This is a genomic window from Bradyrhizobium sp. UFLA06-06 (assembly GCF_054820065.1).
In genome coordinates, this window is the sequence record NZ_JADFUD010000044.1 from 1 (window position 1) to 21,125 (window position 21,125).

Annotated in this window: 17 protein-coding genes and 1 pseudogene; 15 read left to right on the plus strand and 3 right to left on the minus strand. The window is 59.2% G+C overall.

What is annotated here, in order from left to right; genetic code table 11:
* Nucleotides 1-1,610: 1,610 nt before the first annotated feature.
* Complete coding sequence (locus IF803_RS29490) at nucleotides 1,611-2,039, minus strand: hypothetical protein (RefSeq protein ID WP_155258700.1); 429 nt, start codon at nucleotides 2,037-2,039, stop codon at nucleotides 1,611-1,613.
* 800 nt (nucleotides 2,040-2,839) lie between these two features.
* On the opposite strand from IF803_RS29490, the gene IF803_RS29495 reads away from it, so the two are divergent.
* The 6 genes from IF803_RS29495 to IF803_RS29520 all read left to right on the plus strand — a co-directional run bounded on the left by IF803_RS29495 (nucleotide 2,840) and on the right by IF803_RS29520 (nucleotide 11,932).
* Nucleotides 2,840-5,110 carry a peptidase domain-containing ABC transporter gene (locus tag IF803_RS29495; RefSeq protein ID WP_461194506.1) on the plus strand — a complete coding sequence of 757 codons (2,271 nt, stop codon included), beginning with the start codon at nucleotides 2,840-2,842 and terminating at the stop codon, nucleotides 5,108-5,110.
* Nucleotides 4,998-6,905 carry a tetratricopeptide repeat protein gene (locus IF803_RS29500; RefSeq protein ID WP_245288840.1) on the plus strand — a complete coding sequence of 636 codons (1,908 nt, stop codon included), beginning with the start codon at nucleotides 4,998-5,000 and terminating at the stop codon, nucleotides 6,903-6,905. Before IF803_RS29495 ends, IF803_RS29500 begins: the two co-directional genes overlap by 113 nt.
* A gap of 539 nt (nucleotides 6,906-7,444) precedes the next feature.
* The gene (locus IF803_RS29505; RefSeq protein WP_461194507.1) at nucleotides 7,445-9,073 is read left to right on the plus strand and encodes an HlyD family type I secretion periplasmic adaptor subunit; all 1,629 of its coding nucleotides are present in this window, start codon (nucleotides 7,445-7,447) and stop codon (nucleotides 9,071-9,073) included.
* A 797-nt stretch (nucleotides 9,074-9,870) separates the two neighbouring features.
* A complete protein-coding gene (locus IF803_RS29510) occupies nucleotides 9,871-10,242 on the plus strand; it encodes a cupin domain-containing protein (RefSeq protein ID WP_016844188.1) in 372 nt (123 codons plus the stop codon).
* Nucleotides 10,243-10,438: 196 nt separating this feature from the next.
* Nucleotides 10,439-10,609 carry a hypothetical protein gene (locus tag IF803_RS29515; protein WP_196238215.1) on the plus strand — a complete coding sequence of 57 codons (171 nt, stop codon included), beginning with the start codon at nucleotides 10,439-10,441 and terminating at the stop codon, nucleotides 10,607-10,609.
* Nucleotides 10,610-11,737: 1,128 nt separating this feature from the next.
* Entirely contained in the window at nucleotides 11,738-11,932 is a 195-nt protein-coding gene (locus IF803_RS29520) for a DUF3606 domain-containing protein (RefSeq protein WP_016844186.1), read from the plus strand.
* Nucleotides 11,933-12,154: 222 nt separating this feature from the next.
* Here IF803_RS29520 and IF803_RS29525 read toward each other — a convergent pair whose 3' ends face one another.
* Complete coding sequence (locus IF803_RS29525; protein ID WP_155258699.1) at nucleotides 12,155-12,370, minus strand: hypothetical protein; 216 nt, start codon at nucleotides 12,368-12,370, stop codon at nucleotides 12,155-12,157.
* A gap of 194 nt (nucleotides 12,371-12,564) precedes the next feature.
* Here IF803_RS29525 and IF803_RS29530 point away from each other — a divergent pair.
* From IF803_RS29530 to IF803_RS29540, 3 genes and pseudogenes are all read left to right on the plus strand, one after another.
* Nucleotides 12,565-13,222 (plus strand): annotated as a pseudogene (locus tag IF803_RS29530) (adenylate/guanylate cyclase domain-containing protein); the annotation flags it as partial.
* 413 nt (nucleotides 13,223-13,635) lie between these two features.
* Entirely contained in the window at nucleotides 13,636-14,163 is a 528-nt protein-coding gene (locus IF803_RS29535) for a hypothetical protein (protein WP_245288838.1), read from the plus strand.
* Nucleotides 14,164-14,895: 732 nt separating this feature from the next.
* Entirely contained in the window at nucleotides 14,896-15,252 is a 357-nt protein-coding gene (locus IF803_RS29540; protein ID WP_125459264.1) for a hypothetical protein, read from the plus strand.
* A gap of 1,037 nt (nucleotides 15,253-16,289) precedes the next feature.
* Here the strand turns inward: IF803_RS29540 and IF803_RS29545 are convergent.
* The gene (locus tag IF803_RS29545; RefSeq protein WP_245288837.1) at nucleotides 16,290-17,357 is read right to left on the minus strand and encodes a thioesterase domain-containing protein; all 1,068 of its coding nucleotides are present in this window, start codon (nucleotides 17,355-17,357) and stop codon (nucleotides 16,290-16,292) included.
* A 113-nt stretch (nucleotides 17,358-17,470) separates the two neighbouring features.
* Here IF803_RS29545 and IF803_RS29550 point away from each other — a divergent pair, with 113 nt between their 5' ends.
* The 6 genes from IF803_RS29550 to IF803_RS29575 all read left to right on the plus strand — a co-directional run bounded on the left by IF803_RS29550 (nucleotide 17,471) and on the right by IF803_RS29575 (nucleotide 21,072).
* Nucleotides 17,471-17,884 carry a hypothetical protein gene (locus IF803_RS29550; RefSeq protein WP_028343228.1) on the plus strand — a complete coding sequence of 138 codons (414 nt, stop codon included), beginning with the start codon at nucleotides 17,471-17,473 and terminating at the stop codon, nucleotides 17,882-17,884.
* Between the two features lie 92 nt (nucleotides 17,885-17,976).
* Nucleotides 17,977-18,186, plus strand: coding sequence for a hypothetical protein (locus IF803_RS29555; protein WP_155258698.1), 210 nt, complete (start codon nucleotides 17,977-17,979; stop codon nucleotides 18,184-18,186).
* Nucleotides 18,187-18,527: 341 nt separating this feature from the next.
* The gene (locus tag IF803_RS29560; protein WP_028343227.1) at nucleotides 18,528-18,932 is read left to right on the plus strand and encodes a hypothetical protein; all 405 of its coding nucleotides are present in this window, start codon (nucleotides 18,528-18,530) and stop codon (nucleotides 18,930-18,932) included.
* Nucleotides 18,933-18,998: 66 nt separating this feature from the next.
* Nucleotides 18,999-19,250, plus strand: a complete 252-nt coding sequence (locus IF803_RS29565; RefSeq protein WP_028343226.1) for a DUF6894 family protein — start codon at nucleotides 18,999-19,001, stop codon at nucleotides 19,248-19,250.
* Between the two features lie 115 nt (nucleotides 19,251-19,365).
* Entirely contained in the window at nucleotides 19,366-19,626 is a 261-nt protein-coding gene (locus tag IF803_RS29570) for a hypothetical protein (protein ID WP_028343225.1), read from the plus strand.
* Between the two features lie 396 nt (nucleotides 19,627-20,022).
* Entirely contained in the window at nucleotides 20,023-21,072 is a 1,050-nt protein-coding gene (locus IF803_RS29575; protein WP_461194508.1) for a sensor histidine kinase, read from the plus strand.
* Nucleotides 21,073-21,125: the final 53 nt, after the last annotated feature.

Here is a 21,125-nt window from a genome sequence, read left to right on the forward strand (position 1 = left end):
GCTCCCGTCGCACCAGTTGCACCCGTGGCGCCAGTTGCTCCCGTCGCGCCCGTGGCTCCCGTCGCGCCCGTGGCTCCGGTTGCGCCCGTGGCTCCAGTCGCACCCGTGGCTCCGGTCGCTCCCGTTGCTCCCGTCGCGCCAGTTGCACCCGTGGCGCCAGTTGCTCCCGTCGCGCCGGTGGCTCCCGTCGCGCCGGTGGCTCCCGTCGCGCCCGTGGCTCCGGTCGCACCCGTGGCTCCCGTCGCGCCCGTGGCTCCCGTTGCTCCCGTCGCACCAGTTGCACCCGTGGCGCCAGTTGCTCCCGTCGCGCCGGTGGCTCCCGTCGCGCCCGTGGCTCCGGTTGCGCCCGTGGCTCCAGTCGCACCCGTGGCTCCGGTCGCTCCCGTTGCTCCCGTCGCGCCAGTTGCACCCGTGGCGCCAGTTGCTCCCGTGGCGCCAGTTGCTCCCGTGGCGCCGGTGACTCCCGTCGCGCCGGTGTCTCCCGTTGCGCCCGTGGCTCCCGTCGCGCCCGTGGCTCCGGTCGCACCAGTGGCTCCCGTTGCGCCAGTTGCACCCGTGGCGCCAGTTGCACCGGTTGCACCCGTGTCGCCCGTTGCACCCGTGGCTCCGGTTGGGCCCGTGGCTCCCGTTGCACCCGTAGCGCCAGTCGTTCCCGTTGCGCCGGTGGCTCCCGTGTCGCCCGTTGCACCCGTGGCTCCGGTCGCACCCGTGGCTCCGGTTGGGCCCGTGGCTCCCGTTGCACCCGTAGCGCCAGTCGCACCCGTTGCGCCGGTGGCTCCCGTGTCGCCCGTTGCACCCGTGGCTCCCGTCGCGCCGGTGGCTCCCGTTGCGCCCGTGGCTCCCGTCGCACCCGTAGTGCCAGTTGCACCCGTGGCGCCAGTTGCTCCGGTCGCACCGGTGGCGCCCGTCGCACCAGTGGCGCCGGTCGCACCAGTCGCACCGGTCGCGCCACTCGCAATGCTTACGGTCACACCTTCGGTTACGTAATACGACCTGTTCCCGCTGCTTGAGCCGGTCGAAAAGTTAGTGAAGGTCGTGCCGTTGCTATCGGTGATCTGTAGAGAGGTAAGGCCCGATCCCGTAGCCTCCGCGACCGCGAAGTCCCAGTTGCCGGCAGGAAGTGCAACCGTGAAAGAAAAATCCTGATCCCCGTCGGTATTGAGCGGATCCCCAGACGCTTCTGGCGTTGTCGATCCAAGCAATATCCAACCGGTCGTGTTGGTGCCGCTAACACTGGCATCCCGGTAGTAGATATAAACGGCTTGATTGCTGGTTCCACTAATGGTGCCGGTAACGGTGATTATGCCAAGGGCTGCCATCGTTCGGATCTCTATTGACTGGAGTTACGCAACGTTGAATTGCCGCGACACGCTCTTCAGAACTTCAGCGCCGCCGGAAGCTGAGACGCGGCAAAACGCTCTATGCTCGCTGGATATTTTTTCTGCTTCGGCCAGTATTTCTTGGTGCTTCGAAAGTGCTTCTTATTCCAACTCCAGGTGCGTCAACGACAACACCTGTTCCGCTTCAAATGGCTCGAAATGTGAGCCATCCGGATAATTTTAGGCAACGCTCAGTTGGAGGAAGTGACGCCACCAGAAGCTCACTACAATTTAAGCGGCTGCCGTGACCGTGACGTCGTGCGTGACAAAGCGCCCAGTGCCTCTGATGCCCCCCTCGAAAGAGTATTTCTTCGCCGAAACGAGATCCGTCAAAGACAAGTCAGATGCTAATGACGAGCCTTGAAGCCGCACCTCAAAACTGTAAGTCCCGGGTTGAATGCCGGTTCTGAAAGCGAACCGGTTGCTCGCATCCGGCATCGCTACGGGCTGCACGAACGGATCGGTCAGCGGCAGAGCAGTTGTGGTCCCGAGGACAACGAATTCACCATCGTCGCGCTGAACTCTAATTTCAACGGTGCTGCTCGCATGAGCACGTCCGACGACCTCTACGAAGCCATATCCTCCCAGCGCTCCTTTCGCTCCGTCGGTGCTATCGCTTCCCTTATGGAGTTCGCTGGTGGTGTCAAAACTGCTTTTCATCAAACGAATCCTGAAAACCAAGAAGCCCGTCAGGTTGAAGCGCCGCAGCCAACACGCAGGGATGCGGAGAGTCAATTGCTCTATGTTGTTTGCAGAGTCGATCGCACATCGGACAAACGATAAATGAGTGAAAGTTCCAATGTCCGATGAGAGCTTGCTTTCGACCGCATTTGCTCATCGCCAATTGCTTCTGCATTGGCCACTGGGATCGATTTCCGTTATTCGGATGCCAAAAATCTCGACTATCTCAATGAAAAATGACGAACAAACCGATGCAACTGCTCTCGCCGCGTAGTTGTCGGATGTCCATCGACGAGAGCGCGGAAAAGCGGCGGTCATAACATCTCGTTGATCCCCTGCGGGGACATCCCCCTTTTTGATTACCCCGGAATCTTCGGATGATGCGACTTGGGCTCGCGGCAGTCGAGACTCGAAACTGCGTGCGCAAATGACAATCCGCGCCAAGAGGAGCAGGACAATCCAAATCTCATGCTCCACCAACTCTGACGGCCGCAGTCCGCCAAGAGACAAGTCATCTGTCAGCCCACCAACAGCGCGTTGAACAGGGGACGGCCGAATGATCGTGATATTGAGCAAGCAAAGCCTAGTCGACGAAGAATAAAAGAGCGCCAGCGCGGGTTGCGCCGACCGATCGAAACTCGCTGCTGGTCAGCGTTTGCCAAATGGCGCACGAGTGGTACCATAATCGTACGCCGATCAAGAATGCGCAGCTATTGCGCGCAGTCATTTGCCGCTGAGAGATAGTCTTTAGATCTAAGAGATCGAAAGTGGGGCGTTGCGTGAAACCGGAGTTTGACTTCCAATTTTCGGAAGAGTTCGGTGGGACAAAGCCGACGCCCGGCGGCATACCCGAGGCACAAGAAAAGCGGGATGCGACTAAGCCGCGAGTAGACGCACTTATCTTTGTCGCACAGCATCACGGCGTCGAACTCGATCGCAAGGCGTTGCGCGCTATGCCCGGCGAGGCGCCGTCTCCCGCTGCTCTTGCTGCATGGGCGCGCGAAAGCGGGCTATGGGCAAAGTCGACGCGTCTCCGGTGGCGACACCTGATCCGCATGCAGTCGGACGCCCCCGTGGTGCTATTGTTATCCGACGGCGGTGCGGGCATCGTAGTTTCGCACGATGTCAATGCTGGAACGATATCTGTCCTGGATCCAACTCGTCCCGGTGAAAAGCCTGTTGCCGTCGATGAACTTCGGCTCGCCAATGTCTGGCGCGGAGACGTACTGCTCGTGCGCCGTGAGCGAGGCGCAGTTGCCGACGAGGAGTCGTTCTCGTTTTCGTGGATGATGTATCGCGTTTTGGAAGAGCGCCGCAATCTGCGCGAGATCACCGCCGCCTCAATCAGCTTGAGCGTCTTGCAGATCGTGCCGCCATTCCTGGTCCTGGTCGCAATCGATCGGGTGATTACGCATCAGGCCATATCGACGCTGGGCATGATTTCCCTGATACTGATTCTCGTCACAGCCTACGACACGCTGCTCGGGTACGCACGCCGCGAAATCATTGAGGTCACCGCAACGCGGATCGACGCGCGGTTAGGAATGCATGTGTTTCGGCGGCTGCTCGCACTGCCGATGGATTTTTTTGAGCGCCATCCGACCGGTGAGACAGCTCGGAAAATTGGCCAAATCTTCAACGTCCGCAGCTTCTTCACCGGCAAACTCGTCAGCACGTTTCTCGACATATTCACGCTGATCGCACTGCTGCCGTTCCTGTTCTGGATGAGTGCGACGCTCGCCTGGCTTGTCCTTGCGGCGTCTGCCGTTGTTGCTCTCGTGGTACTCGCATTCTTGCCCGCGATACGGCGGGTTTTTGCGCGGCTCGTGACAGCCGAAAACCGCAAGAACTCCGTGCTCGTCGAGACCGTGTACGGCATGCGGACGGTCAAGTCCCTTGCAATTGAAAGGGTACGCAATGAAGAATGGGACGCGCGCGTGGCCGAGGCCGGCCAAGCGCGTCTCGACGCGGGCCGCATCTCGAATGTCGCGCAGACCATCGTAAATCCGATCGAGGCATTCATCAATCGCGGCGTTCTACTCGTTGGTTGCTACCTTCTTGTTGCGTGGCCACCGGGCAGCACCGGAATTACCGGCGGCGTTCTTATCGCGTTCTTGATGCTCGGTGCGAGAGTAGCAAGCCCGCTCATTAGCCTCGCAAAACTGATGCAAGATATCGAGGAAGTTCGCCTTTCGGTGACTGAGGTGGCTGATGTGCTCAACCATCCGACGGAAACGACGGCGATGCGGAACGGCCTTCGACCGAAATTTGAGGGCGCGATCGCCTTCCAGGATCTCTCCTTTACTTATCCAGGATCCACGGTGCCCGCACTCGACCGCGTCTCATTCGAGATTCCGGCAGGTACCATGCTCGGACTCGTCGGTCGCAGCGGTTCGGGGAAGTCGACGATCGCGCGACTTCTTCAAGGCATTAACCGCGAATACAACGGTTACCTCAAAATCGACAGCGTCGATCTACGGGAGATTAATTTAACTCATCTGCGCAGCAGCTTTGGCGTAGTTATGCAGGACAATTTCCTGTTCCGTGGCACTGTGCGGGACAACATCATTGCCAGCCGGCCTGGCTTAACCCTTGAGCATGCTATGCGGGCGGCCCGCCTGGCGGGTGCCGAGGAGTTCATCGAGCGGCTGCCGCGGGGATACGAGACCTGGATTGAGGAAACTTCGTCCAACCTCTCTGGAGGACAGCGCCAGCGTCTCGCCATCGCACGCGCGCTCGTTTCCGATCCGCGCCTTCTGATCTTGGACGAGGCGACGAGCGCGCTCGATCCCGAGAGCGAGGCGCTCGTCAACGCCAACCTTTTGCGCATCGCCAAAGGCCGGACGATGATCATCGTCTCCCATCGGTTATCCTCTCTGGTCGACTGCGATCAGATCCTTGTCCTGGAAAAGGGCAAGGTCGTCGATATCGGCCCACATGAAGAACTACTTGAACGCTGCTCCGTTTATCGACAGCTCTGGCAGCAGCAACACCGGCATTTGGAGGGCGGGCGCCAGCGTTCGCTTAAATCCTCTGCTGGACGAGAGTAAGCGCACCACGCAAGGCAATAGGATGAGTTTTGTTGATCGTCTGATTGCACCGGTCTCAACATCAGCCCGAACCCGACTGGGAATTGAACTTCTTGAGTCCGGACGTGCCGTCGAAGGCTTCCATCAACTTGCCTACGCCGCCCGCGGTGGCTGTATTGAAGCGCAGTATCGAGTGGGACGATGCTACCTCGAAGGCACCGGCGTTCCGCAGGCGACCTCGGAAGCGGCACGCTGGCTTCAACGCGCTGCGGAAGGAGGTTCGGCAGAAGCGCAGTTTTTCGTCGCCCTGTTGTATGTCCAAGGATCGATCGTCCCTGAGATGAACGCGGCTCTTTTTGCGACAGACGATGAAAGCGGCGGACCAGATTTCTTAGCAGCACTCAACTGGGCGCGCCGCGCCGCCGACGGCGGCTCGGCCGAAGGCCAGGCTCTTCTCGCGTATATTTTAACTTCCGGTCCCCATTCCATCACAGATGTGCCGGCAGCCGAGCGCTGGTACGCGCGCTCCGCGGAAGCCGGCTGTCCTCAAGGATGCCTCGGCCTTGGCCTCACCTTGCTTCGCAGGGCACAGGACGAGGAGACGCAAAGAGAGGCGCTTGAGCAGGTTGCGAAGGCGTCGTCGGCCGGCATTCCCACCGCTCTCTATCTTATCGCAGCGCTCACCGAATTCGGTATAGGCACGAGAGCTGACTTGACTCGAGCACTCGAGCTGTATCGTCATGCCGCCAACAAGAACGTACGCCTCGCGCAAAGGCGCTTGGGCGTTGCCCTCGTCAATGGCCATGGTATCAAGCGCGATTTGGTCGAAGGCGAAACCTGGCTGCGCCGGGCAGCACTGGCCGGCGATGCTGAAGCAGCCGCTCATGTTGGCCTCCTGTACGCACGCGGAGGCGAGTTGCCGCCTAACTATGTCGAAGCGGTAGCCTGGCTCGAGCGCGCCGCTGAAGGAGGTTACGCGCCAGCTGCGAGAACGCTGGGTCAGCTCTACACCGTCGGCACCGCCGTCGGCCGCGATTCGGACCTCGCCACTTTCTGGCTGGAGCGTGCGGCTGAGCTCGGTAACGAACAGTCGAAAGTCGACTTTGCGAATCTCGTGCTTCGCGGCAGCGGTAAGTCCGGCGACCAAGCGAAGACTCGTAATTGGTTCGAACGCGCTGCGGAAACGGGTGACCTCATTGCCGCCTTCAACTTCGCCGTCTGCTTTGCTGAGGGCATCGGGATCGAGCCGGACAATACTAAGGCCGCAATGTGGCTGCGTCGTGCTGCAGTGGGTGTCCCGACTGCCCAGTACTGGTATGGTCGCATATTGATTGAAGGCCGAGGTGTCCCGGAAGACACTGCCGAGGGCCGAGCCTGGCTCAAGCGCGCCGCCGACGCCGGGATCGTGGACGCGCAAGTCCTGCTCGGTGAAATGCTTGTAAACGGCCAAGGCGGACCAACCGATCATTGCGGCGCGCGCGCGGTATTCGAGAAGGCGACCGAACAAGGCCATGCTGGGGCGATGTTCGCGCTTGGTGCACTTTATAATGGCGGCTATGATATTGCGGCAGATCGTGATCTGGCGAGGCGCTGGTTCCACGCGGCGGCGCAGCGTGGCCATCCGAGGGCGCAACTGATGCTTGGCCGACAACTCCTTGGCGACGCTGCCAGCCCGACTAATCTTGCTGAAGCACGGCGCTGGCTTGAGGCGGCTGAGGCCCAAGGGGTAACGGAGGCCGCACTCGAATTGACGCGTCTTGCCAAAGAACCGAGCGGACAAGCGCGTGATCCAGAGGGAAGTTGCTCAGCTGCCTAGCCCAGTGAGGCTGTTGTGAGGTGGGTACGAAGCAGATGCAGGTCTGCGAGAGTCAGACGCTGGAGCTGTGTAAGGGAGCAACACTGACTGACCTACGCGCTTTCGGCCTGGCTGGCCCTAGACGGCGATTTTAACTCGATATCAGGTTTTGAATGACGAAGTATTACCCGCTCATCGACAAGGCCGTCGCTGCTCTCGACCCCAACACGGGAGAAGCTCGGCAGGAGCTTTATGAGCGCACTCGCTCCGCCTTCATCCGTCATTCACGCAACCGAAACCCGCCGCTCTCCAAGCCAGAGCTGATATGTGAGCGCCTAGCCCTTGAGGAAGCGATTCAGAGGGTAGAGGCTAACCGAAGCCGCGGGCAACCGCCCCAGGCGCCTCGGGCATTGCCGAGTGGGCGCATCGCGGACGGCGCGCACCATACAGCTTTATCACCGACGCCGGCCGCGATTGCGGTACCCCAGAACGAACATGAGCCCTCTCCGTGCAGCAACCAGGCTGCAATAGCGTGCCGGACGCACGCACGAGCCCTCCCGATGTCGGCGGTGCCCCACGCAACAATTGACACGACGTCGACTGCAGCTCAGCTTTGGGATCCGTCGCGGGTGCTATCGCTTTCGCGCAGGCACTTCAGTTTATTTAATATTCGCAGATGGGGCACGCCATCCGTGGTGCCGTCACAAGACCTCAAGTCTCCGGCCACCGCGCGAAAATCTCTCGGCAAGGCCCCCGCCCAGAGAATTCGCTGGACCCCGATTCCGCGGGCGATGACGTTGACGGTGCCCGCCATAAATCGACTGTTTAGCGAGCGCGGCAAAGTTGACGCACCGCCGGCGACACTCCTCGAATTTGAGTCTCCGACTGCCGCGCTTGTCGAAGCACCGCTTAAGCCTGCTGCGCGGAGTATCCTCTGGACGGCTGTGTCGGCGATCATTGCCTCAATGGCGGTCTCCGCTTTGTTTCCGATAGATATGGTCGTGACTGGCTCCGGACGTGTCGTGTCACTTCAGGCGACCAACGTCGTACAGCCTCTCGAGACCGCTATTGTACGCGCAATCAATGTGCGCGAGGGCCAGACCGTGCGCGCCGGAGAGTTGCTGGCGCGCCTCGATCCGACCTTTTCGGCGGCTGACGTAACTGCGCTGCAGACGCAGGTGAATAGCTTCCAGGCCGAGGTCGACCGGCTCACGGCGGAGGCTTCCGGGATACCGTACCAGCCATCGAGCGCTGACACCTCAACGGTCTTGCAGGTTGCAATGTATGGCCAACGCCAAGCGCAGTATCGGTATCAGATTGAGAGCTACAACCAGAAACTCAGCGGACTTCAGGCGCAGATAACCCGCGCCGAGCACGACGTAGAAGCGTTCGGCCAACGCTATCGGATCGCGAGTGTGATTGAGTCGAAGCGACGCGAGCTCGAACGGATGCAAGTTGGCAGCCAGGTGAACCGCCTGATCGCGGAAGACCAAGCGATCGAGATGCAGCGCAACTTGACTGACGCCACGGGTGCAGCTGAGCGCGCCCACCGCGATCTCGACCAGCTAGTCGCCGAGCGCGACGGTTACGAACAACAGTGGAAGTCGAAGATCAGCGAGGAACTCACATTGCGTAGACGCAGCCTTAGCGATGCCACTGAAAACCTGCGCAAGGCAACACTTCGCCGCGAACTCGTTGACTTACGCGCCGATCAGGACGCCGTGGTCCTTAGCGTGGCCAAGGTCTCCGTCGGCTCGGTGTTGCAATCCGGCGAGCCGCTTATCACGCTTGTACCGAGCGATGCGCCGCTCGAGGTAGAAATGCGCATAGCTACCGCCGATGCTGGTTATGTTCACGCCGGACAGAAGGTTGCAATTAAATTCGACACGTTCCCCTTCGTCCAATACGGCCTGGCCGAGGGGACTGTCCGCTTCATCAGCCCCGATAGCTTCAGCGGCGGCCAAGATACGCAGCGCGGGACGGTCGTCACACAAAACGATAGCGCGGCGGTTTTCTACAAGGCGCGCGTGGCGATTGATCAGCTCAAGATGTACGGGGTGCCCGGAGGCTTCCAGCTAAAGCCAGGGATGACTGTTACTGCCGACGTCAAAGCCGGCGCACGGACGTTGCTGACCTATCTGTTTGCCCGGGTATTGCCGATAGGTCTCGAGGGAATGCGCGAACCTTGATTTTGATTGGCTCACCGAGCAATCCCCGCCGAGCCTGCTGCAGCTCTTCGGAGTGGATTGTCGCCACCGCGTGACCGCCGGCGGCGGCTTGCTCGCCCGCTCTTCGTTGAGGAGCTGCGAATGAAGCTTCCGGACCTGGATGTTTTCGTTCATGCAGAGAAATGCACAAGCGATCCCCGCCAAGGACGTTCTTCAACCAGAGCGGCGAGTTCGCCGCCTAGCAACATGCGCTCTGCAGCCCGACCGGCCATGAACTCGATGCACTGAGTATATCGGCCCATGCCTTGGCGTCGAAAACCCGCCCGTCATCTCCGTTATTGGACTGGCCCTGTCGATCTCAACGCCGGTTTCAAGACGGTGCTTGTGTTCTTCCGTCGGCTGCCAACGTCATAGCGGCTGCTGAAGCTTGCCGACTTGCAGATGGGATTGGGCTGAAATCTCGGCGCACCGCAAGTTCACCGCCTGCGGCAAGGTCGGCTGGGTTGATACCCGGGTCGACTGAGGCGAAGTGATCAATTCGCCAAGGACGTCTCTGGTAGGCCCTGCCGATTTCTCCTACTGGTAAACATCCGACGCGCGGAGGTTTACTTTGCTTCGCAATCTCTGACGATGCGGCCATCACGCGGTCGATACCACGATCGGCGGGGTGGTGTAGTCGTCGCCTCAATCGCCACAATCTGCTTCAGGATGGATTGTGCTGCACTTCCCTTGCACTCTCGTAATGGTTGCTGTTGGATAAGTGGGTGTCACATTGGCGTGTCGCGAAAACATTTCATTGTCCATTTGAGGAGGAAAGTATGCTTCGGATCACTGCTCTTATTTTCTTCGCCCTTACCTGGTCCGCGAATGCCCAAACAAACCGCACCGAGTTGAAACGCGCCGACCTAAGCGGCACGAATATGGAGATTGTAGTCAGCGTCGTCGACGTACAGCCCGGAAATAATCTCATTCGCCACACGCATCATGGCGAGGAAGCCGTTTACGTTCTAGAGGGCGCAACGTTGGCGCTACCCGATGGAAAAGAGGTGCCATTTCCTACGGGAGCAGCAACAATCAACATTCGCGACGTGCCCCACGGTGGTTTCAAGGTGGCAGGCGACAAAACCCTGAAGATGTTGACGGTTCATATCGTCGATAAGGGCAAACCAATGATGGAGCCTGCAAAGTAAGAGGTCCCCTCAAACCGACATCAAGAAAAAGCGGTCGCGAACGCGCACCCGCTTTTTCTGCTTGAGAAAGCTACGCCGGGGGCATTCTCGAATCCGCGCCCATCCGCCCCTCGGCGACGCGCTCATCGCCGCATCGCTATCTCGAAGTAGCTCCAGCTCGGGGGCACGTCGCCTTCCGCCACGGAAAGGACAGCGCATGGTCATTAAGCGTCGGCACTTCAAGCAAGAGCACACTCTAGAGGAACTCCTTACTGAAGAGGCCAAGAGTCTTCGTGAAGAAGAAAGCGTACTCCGCGCAGGTATGGAAAAAGAGCAGCTACTTAAGAGAACCCGGCAAGCTGAGACCGGCGCGCATATGAGCGAGTGACTTCAATCTCGCGGGTTACGGCCCCCAATATGAACCAATCAGCGAAGCCAAGCGCCGGACTAAAGATGGCGGCCGGGGCGTCTGTTTTGCTCGCCCTGCTACTGATGGGTTTTTTCTTTGTCGCGTTCTAAGGTAGGCCCGCAGCGAATGTCCTAACTAGGACGGCACCCAATCGCATGACCCTGGGCCGGCGAGAATCTGTTCGGCTAACCGAATAAACACGACTTCAGCTGAATTTTTATTTCGGTTCGCTAATAATGCTGGCACTCCGCGGATCACCCAGGTCAGCAAAGACCTTTTCGCGTAGTCTTTGCAAAAACGGCCCCAACGCGGTGAGGCGCGGCGCGGAGGGGCCGAGTTGCCACGATCACCTGCACGCCAGAACCAGCACCACTGGGCCGTTTATCCTAACGATCGATAATAGGAACGATCGGCTTGGCAACGAGTCGGCTCAGGTCCCCCAGCCGCTCCAGGGCCCCCCGGCTGCTGGAGGAAAACCCGCATTGTTCGGGTTGGCGGCCCTCGGGTTGGGGCCGTTTCAATTCGCTGGACGCCTGAAACCCTTCAATTTCACAGGTGGTGTTGCAATGGAATTTATTGGACGCCCGATGAGAGGCCGATTCCTCGTTCGGCAAGGCGGCAACGGCTGGATGGTCTACGATAGCGAATGCAAAGGACCGGCCCAGATAGAAAAGGACGGCGCGTTCGCCGAGAAGCTGACAAAAGACCAGGCTGAGATTTTAGCGAAGCTTTTCACGAGTCGCGAAAACCGGCCCCTGACGTTAGAATGGCCTCAACGCCCGCGGAGAGCGCTAAGGCCGCGGTAATAGTCCCAGTCCATCGTTTAGATTTGACGTCGTGGACTGCTGCTCGTTCCCTGAACAGAAACGGCCCCGGCGAGACGCTGAGGCCGAGTCGACGGCCCTAGCGAGGTGCAGCCGGGGCCACTGGTTTAAACTGATTGAGAATGTACCCCGGATCTTCGGGGGCAAGGAAGCGTTGGTAGGAACTAGCTTTGGCTGGCCGACGTTACTGCCGCGACAGTCAATTTTGCAAACCGCCCCGACAATAGCCTGATCTTCTTCGGACCAGCCAACGGCCGCGACCTTTTATTTTGGGATAGAGGCAATGCCGGACAATTTAACCAACCGCGTCCAGCCAGATCGCTCGAAGATCAACATGCACGAGCCATACGAGGTGAAGTATTGGACCCATGCACTTGGTGTGTCGAAGAATGACCTTCAGAAGGTCGTCGAAAAGGTCGGCAACTCCGCTGCTGCGGTCCGCAAGGAATTGGGTCTGCCCGACAAAGCTCAAGAATGACCAAACCCACCTGTCCGATTTGCTTGGGGTTGGGTTGGGTCTGCGAGAACCATCCGCACTTGCCTTGGACGGCGGAGGCACATGGCTGTCAGTGCGGCGCCGGCATGCCTTGCGAGTGCAATCGGGCGGATGGGATTGATGAGCCTGATGTGAGCAAGGTCATTGAGCAATCCGAATAAGATATTGCCGTCTGGCAATTCGTAGGGCTGCGCTGCATGGACGCTACCGACGAGCTAGGAAGGCGCCTAGCAAGAATGCAACGGCAAGCGACTGAAATGGAGCTGCCCGGGTCGCTTCACTCAAATGATGCAGCCACCGATCATGTTGTGGCAAATGTTGCAACGCATCGTCTTCAGCCATCCGCCGGATCGCTTTTGAAGCTCGGTCTATTCGCTGCTCGGGCGTGGCAGTAGGTGCAACTGAGCTTTCGTCAGCCATGTAAGTCTCCTCGCGCCGGTCGCCCACCAAACGGACTTGCTGCATGAGCGCTAACGTCCGGCGAATATCGACTGTTCCTAGGTTGTGCCGTTCGGGCCGATAGCTGATCGGCGGCCTCTCGGGCATCTTCGTCAAGGCCGTTGGGGGCGCGGCTTGTCCGTCGTACAATCGGGCATCGCTTGGATCGCGGGTCCATAGTGCAAGAGCGGCCAGGTCGGATAGAGCGCAGGCTGTCGGCTATAATGGCCGCCGATGTCGCCGGCTATTCACGGCTCATGCACGATGACGAAGAGGCCACGCACGGCAAGCTGAGCGAACTTCTCGCAAGAGAAGTGAGCCCGCTATTGCCAGTCACGGCGGCCGTATCGTGAAGAACACCGGAGACGGGTTCTTGGCAGAGTTTCCGAGCGCGGTCGAAGCGGTTCGAGCCGCATTACGGTTTCAATCCCGCATCCACGAATTTGCGGCTGCTGATCCGGAACATGGCCGTGTCGCCTTTCGCATCGGCGTCAATATCGGCGACATAATCGTCGAGCCACACGACATATTCGGAGACGGCGTCAATATCGCTGCGCGTCTTGAAGGCATCTCAGCGTCGGGCGGCATCTGCATCTCGTTATCTATCCACGATCAAATCCAAGGAAAGGTTGATGTCGATGTCGTCGATCCTTGGCGAGCAAGTGCTCAAGAACATTTCTCGTCCGGTTCGGGCCTTTGCGGTCGCCACTGGTGGCTCGTTCAGCACGACGGTGACATCGCCTGATATCGCAAGGCATTCGTCGTCCCCGTCTTTCTATGGTCGTGCTTCCATTCGCCAATCTCAGCGGCGCCCACGAGCAAGACTATTTCGTCGCCGTGGCCTGCCCCGGCAGCAGCTCGATCGCCCGCCCCCGCTCGCATTTCAGATTTGGCCTTGAACTAAGAGCTCTTTGACGTCACCAAACGGACTCCTGCCAGCATCAAGCGCAATTCCAAATCATTCATTTTCAATGTCTTTACACTGTAGAGCAATGGCGAGGCCGGTCTCCATTTGGTTGCGGCCGATACTGATCGGAGAGCACTTCCAAGGCTGGCGCAATCAGCGGACCGGATTGCGCAAGCAGCGCCATGGGGCATGCGGCGAAAAGCTGCCCTCAGGGAGGCCGTGTCACTGATGAGGGAGGCCGTGTCACTGATGCGCTGTCCCTGCGGCGCAACGTCGATAGCCACCACCGGCCGAGAGTTGCACACACCGCGGGCACATCTAAAAACGACGCAATTCGACGATGAAGATGAAGGAAGAACACTTAACTCAAAGGCAAACCTCGGGTGGAAGCCTGCCGGATGAGTCGGAGCGCCGAAGCAATGCAGTCACCTGCCCATTAGCGCTGCGTAACAGTCGTATACGTAGAGTCGGCGGGGATTTGTGCTTCGTAATGCTTGGCTTTTTCTATCAGTGCGTCGCGGACTGGACCTTCCGGCAGAAGCGCGGCTTGATGGCGCGCCTGTCTCGCGCATTCTGCGATTTTACTTGCCAGTTCTTCCGTCTCGCGATCCATCGTCGCCGCTCCTCCGAACTAGAAGCCATGCTAGCGCGGTGGGCTAGCGCTTTCTTGGCACGCCGCCGAATGCTCGGAAATCCACTTGGTTGCGTCGTGCTCCGTAACAAAACCTTTGATGACTTCGGTTTCGCCATCGGCCCACAGAATATCGATTCTCCAGCCGGTGCCGGGGTTTTTGCAAGCCATGAAGGCTGGACGCTGCTCGATCATTGCTTGACTATGCGCCGACTGGTGGCTGCTACAAGCCAGTGATCCTGCCACACTTCGCTTTTTTGGCCCCAATCTATTGAGCCTTAACTCCCGCGCCCGCGCCGTTCTTCCGAGATCGGGAGTCAAGAAGATCGGGCAACGGTGGTAGTTGCTGGCGCTATGCAAGAAATTCACTGACTTGAAAAATTTGAAGGCTCATTTCGCACGGCTTGATGAGGTGACGCTGAACGGATGCTCGACCGTCTCGCGACGAAGGCGCATAGCAAGCGGGTTCGCATCGAGCCGCTGCTGCAAAGCGTCGAGCAGATCCTCGCGCTCCCATCGCGTGATCCGTCGCGCTAATCCGGGCGTGGAGGCGCAGCGCCTTGTCGGACTCTTCGTTTGTGTAGCGATACGCCCATCGAAGTGCACGTGGCGTTGCGCGGAGCGGCGGTGAGGCGATAGCCAAATCGCAATCCTGAGACAGAAGCGCTGACCTAAATTCACCCTCGATTGAAATAAAATTTGATGGGATAAGTCCAAAAGCTGACTTGATCTTTAAGCTTCCTTGAAATCGCAACGCTCCGCCAATTCGAATGGGTAAGAAGCGATGACCGATCAACAGCTGGCACTTCATGCCGTCAGCGAAGCCCTGTGCATATTGGACGAGTATCTTCTGCCCCGCCCCCACGACAGTGAACGCATACTCGACAAGTTAGTTGAGGTTCTTGAGCGGCCCGACTTGGTCGTTGCTGTAAGTCGACTGCGGCAACGAAGTAGTCTCTAAGTGTTCCGATGAAGAGGCAATTTTCATTTATTCCTTTGGCCGCTCGCATCGCTACTTTTCTATTGATTGGAATGCCGACCGCGCAGGCAAAACAGCAATGCAGTGCGGTGATGCCCCCAAATCCGCGCGAGTATTGGTCTTGGCGCCTCATCGACGGACGAAAATGCTGGTACGAAGGCAAGCCCATGCTTTCAAAATCATTATTGGAGTGGCCCGTGCGGATTTCGACGCAGGCACGTCCCACCGAGGAGCTTGCAAGTGCACTCATAGAGAAGCCCAGCGATCCGATCGGTTCAGAAGAATGGACGCCATCTCGCCAGAATACCTTCGATGCCCTGTGGCGCACCAGGGTTGAACAGCGGTAGGGCTTTGACCTTCAAATTAAGCGAGGCTGACTTTCTCTTCATCGCTGAGGCTGTAGGACTCGGTGACTGGTATAATCGACGTCGGCCATGCATCGATCGATCGAACCAATACTGTAGCTTCGTCGATCTCAAGTCTTTCGCTTCGATTGCCGTGAGAGCGCCATATTTTCCAATGAATGCACACGGAACGGCGCCCCCGCAGAAAAGTAGCTAATCTCCAAACCGCCGATGAAACTGACCGCAGATCGTCCTTTACGCCAGTCCCGAGAAAGCCGCCCGCAGGATCATGGAGCACGCTCACGCATTCGAGCCGATCCAGGGCGGCCGGATCTAGATCGAGAAGATCAACTATCCAATGCTCTACCGGGATAAGGCGACACCGGCTGAGTATTGGGCTGACCTGAAGTATGCCGAGGAAACATGAAGTGGCTTGAGTACCGCGAGAACGGCACCTTCGTCAGAATGGCGCAGGCTGGCAAAGGCCTGTTCGGCTGATCGGCAGAGACCACGCCAGTCGTGCGACAACGTGGGCGCGCCGCGCGTTCTGACGGCAAGCTACCCCTTCAGGGGTATTAAACTTTTTAAGTCTTTGTGCAGACTTAGCTTAGCCAGGATTTTGCAGATCCTTCCTGGGGCTAGAACCGACGCCGTCCGCATGCATTTTAAGCGGGCGGCGTTCGTACATTCTGAGCCGGCGTAAGCAGCAAGAAGCCCCGACGGGGGCTAGCGGCGTCAGGGCTTCTTTCCGGATGTGATCCTCCCCGGACCGCATCCTCAGCGCGCGACTGGCTGAGCGCACCGTCAGTCTACCGGGAAATCTCAGCATTTTAGACCGCTCTGCCGGATTACCTCGACTTGACACGTGTCTAAGTTCGGTAATGTCTCACCTTGAATTTTTGTCCCGCTTTGTCGCGTTTTCAGACGCGCGCTCCATCTGCTCGGCCGTAAGGAGGCGCACGCGAGGCTAGAGCGTTGATTCTTTGCCGCAGTTGATCAACCAGCCGCTCCGCACCGACAGTCATGCAGCCATCATGCCCCTAAGGCACTTGGACGACCTCGAGCTGAGAACACAGGTGCCGCCAGTTCCGTCCCTCGTGTTCGGCCGCGTAAAAGGCAACGGCGACCTCGAGCGATGCCGGAAGATATCGCGCCATCGCCATCGAATAAGCATCCCACAGAGCCGGCGAAATCTTGCCCTTGGCGGTCCATACCGGTTCGCTCGTCGAATGCTTGGCGTCTCGCTCCTGCCGCGCCAGACGTTCAAATATTCTGCGTAGAAAGTGGCGCGAGGCGATCGGCTTCATCAGCCCGACGATCGCTCGGGTGGCCGGACGGGCATTAACGGTCGGCGGGTCGATCATCGCGACCATATGAACGTTGTGCCCGGTCGCCACTAGCTGGCGAGCTGCTTCGAACGCCACCATGGCACCATTGCACCTGCCGCCCAGAAGGAAAGGACCGCTGGCCTGCCGTTCCAGGATGAGCGGAAGGCGATCGGCGGCCATTTGCTCGATTGAGGCCGGGATCGGTTCTCCACGAAATCCGTGAGGATTGATGGAAATGATCGGATAATCGGACCGCAAAAGTTCGACCATCCGCCGGAGACCGGTGTGGCCGTTTCTAAGATCCCCATTGAAAAAGTACAACGGAGGCCGATGGCCCCCAGTATGGAACTGAGCGATCGGCGTCGGCGGCGCGTCAGTCTCCGTCTCTAATTTCTGGGCAAGTTGTCGAATGGTTTCCGCCCCGAACAGAATCGTTTCCGGGACCGCCTTGCCAATCAGCTGTTCGAGCTGAAGCAGCATTTCCATCGCCAGGAGGGAATCACCACCGCACGCGAAGAAATCATCGTCGAGCGTCACCGCATCGGACTTGAGCAGCCGCCTCCACAGCATCAGCAATTCTGCTTCCAGATCCAATGGTCCTTTGGCGGCGCGGGGCACGCGCATCGACACCTGTTGACCCGACCGCCCGTCGAACAATTCGCGCAGCTGTCGCCTTTGAATCTTTCCCGTGTCTTCTTTTGGCAGCTGGTCGAGGATCAGGATGTGACGCGGAATCTTGAATGAGGCCAACTCGCGTTGCAGGAACTGACGAAGCTCCACGGCTGTCGTCTGCGCGTGAGGCGCCCGGGTTGTAACGAGGATCCTCGCCACGCGGTCGGCCGTCCCGAACCCCACATCTTGCGGATTTGCGACAGGCCCGGAGGTGGATCCCCATGGGATCGAAGTCACGCGAGTACACGTTCGGCGCCACGGTCAGGCATCTGGCTGAGCCCGTCAAGGAGGCCCGGCTGGTGGCGGATGGCGCGGCCTGCCGAGCATGGAACGCCCGCATACTCGCTTTTCAGGGGCCCGCCCAGCCGTCGCCCGCGCTCGGCGATGCACTCAACGCCGGTTTCCGCTACCTCGAAGTGACGTGCCTCGGCTGCGAGACGCATCAGACGGTCGCGCTCGATATCGTGAGGCGGCCGAAGTGGACGCCGATCCACGAGCTGGAGCGCTATATGCGCTGCAAGCTGTGCTCGCGACGCTCCGGCTACCCGTTCAAGCGCAGCCATCTTGTGGTACTGCGGACGACTAAGATCTCCGCCATGAGCCCGCCCTCAACCTTGTGGCCGGGAGAGCGCTGACACCAGCAGAGCTTGCTGCCCCCGAAAGTCCCACCACTGGAACATTCCAGGCCTTACCCGCTTGTTCCGAAATCCAGAACGAGATCACTAACGTGACGGATGAACTTGAATATCTAGCGCACCGATTGGTGATTATCGAGCAACCCGGCGGTGGGTTCTTGGTCGAAGTCACGCCGATCGCCGGCGGCCAAACCATCAGAACAATGACTTATCAACGCACTCAGGAAGCGATCGCTGCATCGAAGCGGACAATCGACAAGCATCCCGAAGGCAGGCGACCTGCCAATCCGGTTCGCTCATAAGGCGGGTGCTGGCTCGGCTGCCGGTGATCCCATCTCGGTAGCGGCACGGTTTCCCGGGGCGCCAGTTTTCAGCCATGACGGTCATGGCGTCCGGATGAACAGAAGTTCCAGCGCGGCTGGAACGCCGCACCTTTCGATTCGTTAACGAACATCACCGCGTTGCGCCTGCGCGCGCAAGCCAAGGAGCTTCCGCCAGGCACTGAGGAAGAGGCGATTCTGCAGAGAGCCCACCAGGATGAGAGGGCCGCGCGCATGACTGAGTGGCTATCGGCTCCCGGCCTTCAACCGCCGACTTAGGGCCCAAATGGCGCTCTGCGCCAAAAAACGGGGAAGATCGGTCAATGGCGGTTGTTCATCGCATCCAGGACGGCGATGCCGTCAAAGCGCGCCTCGCTTTCATGCGTGGTCGAATATCGGCCTCGGTGAAGCTGCTGGCGACACCGACTCCCGATACATTCCTGGGACGAAAGACGCAGGAGCCGTTCCCAAAGCAGGAAAGCGAAAACGGATTAATGTCCAACGTTCCACCGTCGATCCAGCAGCTTTCCCCCGCAGGCGCGGATGCTTCGGTCGGGACGATGTCCGTTAAGCAAAAGGGCCGAAAGCGCATAGTACTCGATCTTCCCGACGCGGACGCCGCGCTAAGGAAAGCACGAGAGATGGCAGATGCGACAGGCCGAGCGGTGATAGTGCGCGACGATAGAAGCAGAGTGCTAGGGGCCATTCCTCGCGCAACAAGGCATTAGACCGCGGCGAGCAAGGAACACATTCCATAGGCCTACTTTATTCGAATGCAGTCTTGGAGGTCTGTGATGCCTCGCTTTTATTTCGATCTCTACGAGGGAGAGGCAATGGCCCTCGACGAGGAGGGACTGGAACTGAAGAGTGTCGAGGCCGCTCAAGTCGAGGCCGCCAAGTCGCTGGCGGATATGGCTCGTGACGCGATCCACTCGAGGTCGGCAAAGCCGCGCGACATGACCATCGATGTCAGGGACGAAGCCGGCACCATCATGCAGGTCAGATTGGTCTTCGATCTCCAGACTAAAAGGGGCAAGACTTCCTGAATTGCCCGACTGCGGATGGTTATAAGCGTTTAGGTGCATTGTACCTCTCGCCGGCCGAGCGGTAGCTGAGAGACCGAAGCGTGCTCCCGCCTGCATTGAGCAAGGGAGCGCGGCCATGGCCGATCAGCGCGTCATCAATCTCATTTACGGCGACCAGCGGCGAGACCGGCGCATCATTGATGAGACCCTCCGGATCTCGGCTGAATCTGTCCGGTTGCTCAAAGACAATCCGCCGCCGGATACGTTCATCGGCCGCAAGACGCACGAGCCTTTCCCGCAAGGGGAAAGCAGGTATGGCGAAGAAACGGACCGTGGGCGAACGACTGAATACCCCAGCGAAGCGGCAAAACAGCGAGATAAGAGAGAAAGGCCGTAAGGCCGCCTCGGCCTGGCGGTTTAGTGCGCTCGTCGTGGTGCTCGGGCTGAGCCCCATCGTGATAGTGCTATCGCCCTATTGATGTGAAGACGGAGGCCACCTCCTTAGCGGCCTCTTTCTTTTGAGCCATAAGCCCCTTGATAGCTGCTCCAACGAAACGGCTCCAGCGAGGGGGTTTCCCGCTTAGGTCGAGTCGACGTCATCCCCTGAAGGATCGGCTTATTCGAGGAGAAGACCACGAGGGCCACGAATGACATGGCAGCAAAGCTAGTAGCCCCCATTCTACTCTGTCCATATGGTGAGACTGAAGCGTGCTCGTAGGATGGGCCGGGCGAGCTGTCGACGCATGCGCATAGGCAAGTCAAGCAGCCTGTCCTAATTCTTGGCGGGCTGCGAGTGTTTAACGCCAACGTCATCACGCGCAACGCTGGCCTCATGGAATTCGATGCAGGAACAGCTAGCCGGGAGCAGCTGTTGCCCAAGATGGATTGGTTCGTCTTCAAGCTCCTTCACATGGTGCCAAGCTATCCGATCTGGCTGCGCTACGTGCTATCGCTCACCCTGGTGGGAGGCGCATGCCTGGGGCGACTTTTGGCGCCGGAGCCCTTGGGGGCCTATCCTCTCCTCTTTTTCGTACCCGCCGTGTTTCTCGCATCCGTATTGTTTGACCGAGGGAGCGGCTTTCTCGCCACGATCGCGAGCGCGGTGCTCGCGTCCGTGTTCTTCCTGCCGCGGTCCGCCGCTGCGGCGGCGCCACCACTGATCGTATTCATATTGACCGGCTTCGGCTTAGCAGGGATCACCGAAGCTCTGCGCTCCACCACAGAGAGCCTGGCCAAAGCCAAGGTCTATTCCGACGTGTTGCTGCAGGAGCTGGCGCACAGGACCAAGAACGATCTCACCACCATCGTGTCCATGTTGCGGCTGCAGGCGCGGGCCGACGTCAATCCGGAGGTGCAGGCCGCCCTCCATGCCGCCATCGGGCGCGTCGAGGTCATCGCCAAGGTCCACGATAGGCTGCACAGCATGGGCGGCGACGGCAAGATCCTGCTCGGGCCCTACATCGAAACGCTCTGCGGAAGCCTCGGCGACCTGCAGCGCGGCGTGCGGCCGATCGCCGTTCGCGTGCGCTGCGACGAGATCTCTCTGGCCAGCGTGCAGGCGGCCAATATCGGGCTGATTGTGAACGAACTGGTTACCAACGCCTTCAAATATGCCTTCCCGAACGAGCGGGCTGGCGCCATCGACGTCGATGTCAAGGCCGACGAACGCAGGCTCAGCATCGTCGTCAAGGACGACGGGGTAGGCTGCTCCTCGGAGGCAAAAACTGGGATGGGTAGCCGGCTGATCAAGCTTCTCGCGGCCCAAATGAAGGGTTCGGTATCCCGCAGCCCGCTCCCGAACGGCTGCGAAGTGAAGGTCGTGCTCGCGCGCGACGATCGGTGACACCGACCATCTAAGGGCCAATACACTAAGTGAATCTCGGGATTGCCAGACAC

Bases quoted from the DNA above. Each gene is read 5' to 3' on its own strand.
- IF803_RS29540 (WP_125459264.1), top strand. From the start codon at position 14,896: ATGAAGAGGCAATTTTCATTTATTCCTTTGGCCGCTCGCATCGCTACT.
- IF803_RS29500 (WP_245288840.1), top strand. From the start codon at position 4,998: ATGAAGAACTACTTGAACGCTGCTCCGTTTATCGACAGCTCTGGCAGC.
- IF803_RS29505 (WP_461194507.1), top strand. From the start codon at position 7,445: ATGTCGGCGGTGCCCCACGCAACAATTGACACGACGTCGACTGCAGCT.
- IF803_RS29490 (WP_155258700.1), bottom strand. From the start codon at position 2,039: ATGAAAAGCAGTTTTGACACCACCAGCGAACTCCATAAGGGAAGCGAT.
- IF803_RS29560 (WP_028343227.1), top strand. From the start codon at position 18,528: ATGGCGGTTGTTCATCGCATCCAGGACGGCGATGCCGTCAAAGCGCGC.
- IF803_RS29535 (WP_245288838.1), top strand. From the start codon at position 13,636: ATGAAGATGAAGGAAGAACACTTAACTCAAAGGCAAACCTCGGGTGGA.
- IF803_RS29510 (WP_016844188.1), top strand. From the start codon at position 9,871: ATGCTTCGGATCACTGCTCTTATTTTCTTCGCCCTTACCTGGTCCGCG.
- IF803_RS29525 (WP_155258699.1), bottom strand. From the start codon at position 12,370: ATGGCTGACGAAAGCTCAGTTGCACCTACTGCCACGCCCGAGCAGCGA.
- IF803_RS29520 (WP_016844186.1), top strand. From the start codon at position 11,738: ATGCCGGACAATTTAACCAACCGCGTCCAGCCAGATCGCTCGAAGATC.
- IF803_RS29565 (WP_028343226.1), top strand. From the start codon at position 18,999: ATGCCTCGCTTTTATTTCGATCTCTACGAGGGAGAGGCAATGGCCCTC.
- IF803_RS29515 (WP_196238215.1), top strand. From the start codon at position 10,439: ATGGTCATTAAGCGTCGGCACTTCAAGCAAGAGCACACTCTAGAGGAA.
- IF803_RS29550 (WP_028343228.1), top strand. From the start codon at position 17,471: ATGGGATCGAAGTCACGCGAGTACACGTTCGGCGCCACGGTCAGGCAT.
- IF803_RS29570 (WP_028343225.1), top strand. From the start codon at position 19,366: ATGGCCGATCAGCGCGTCATCAATCTCATTTACGGCGACCAGCGGCGA.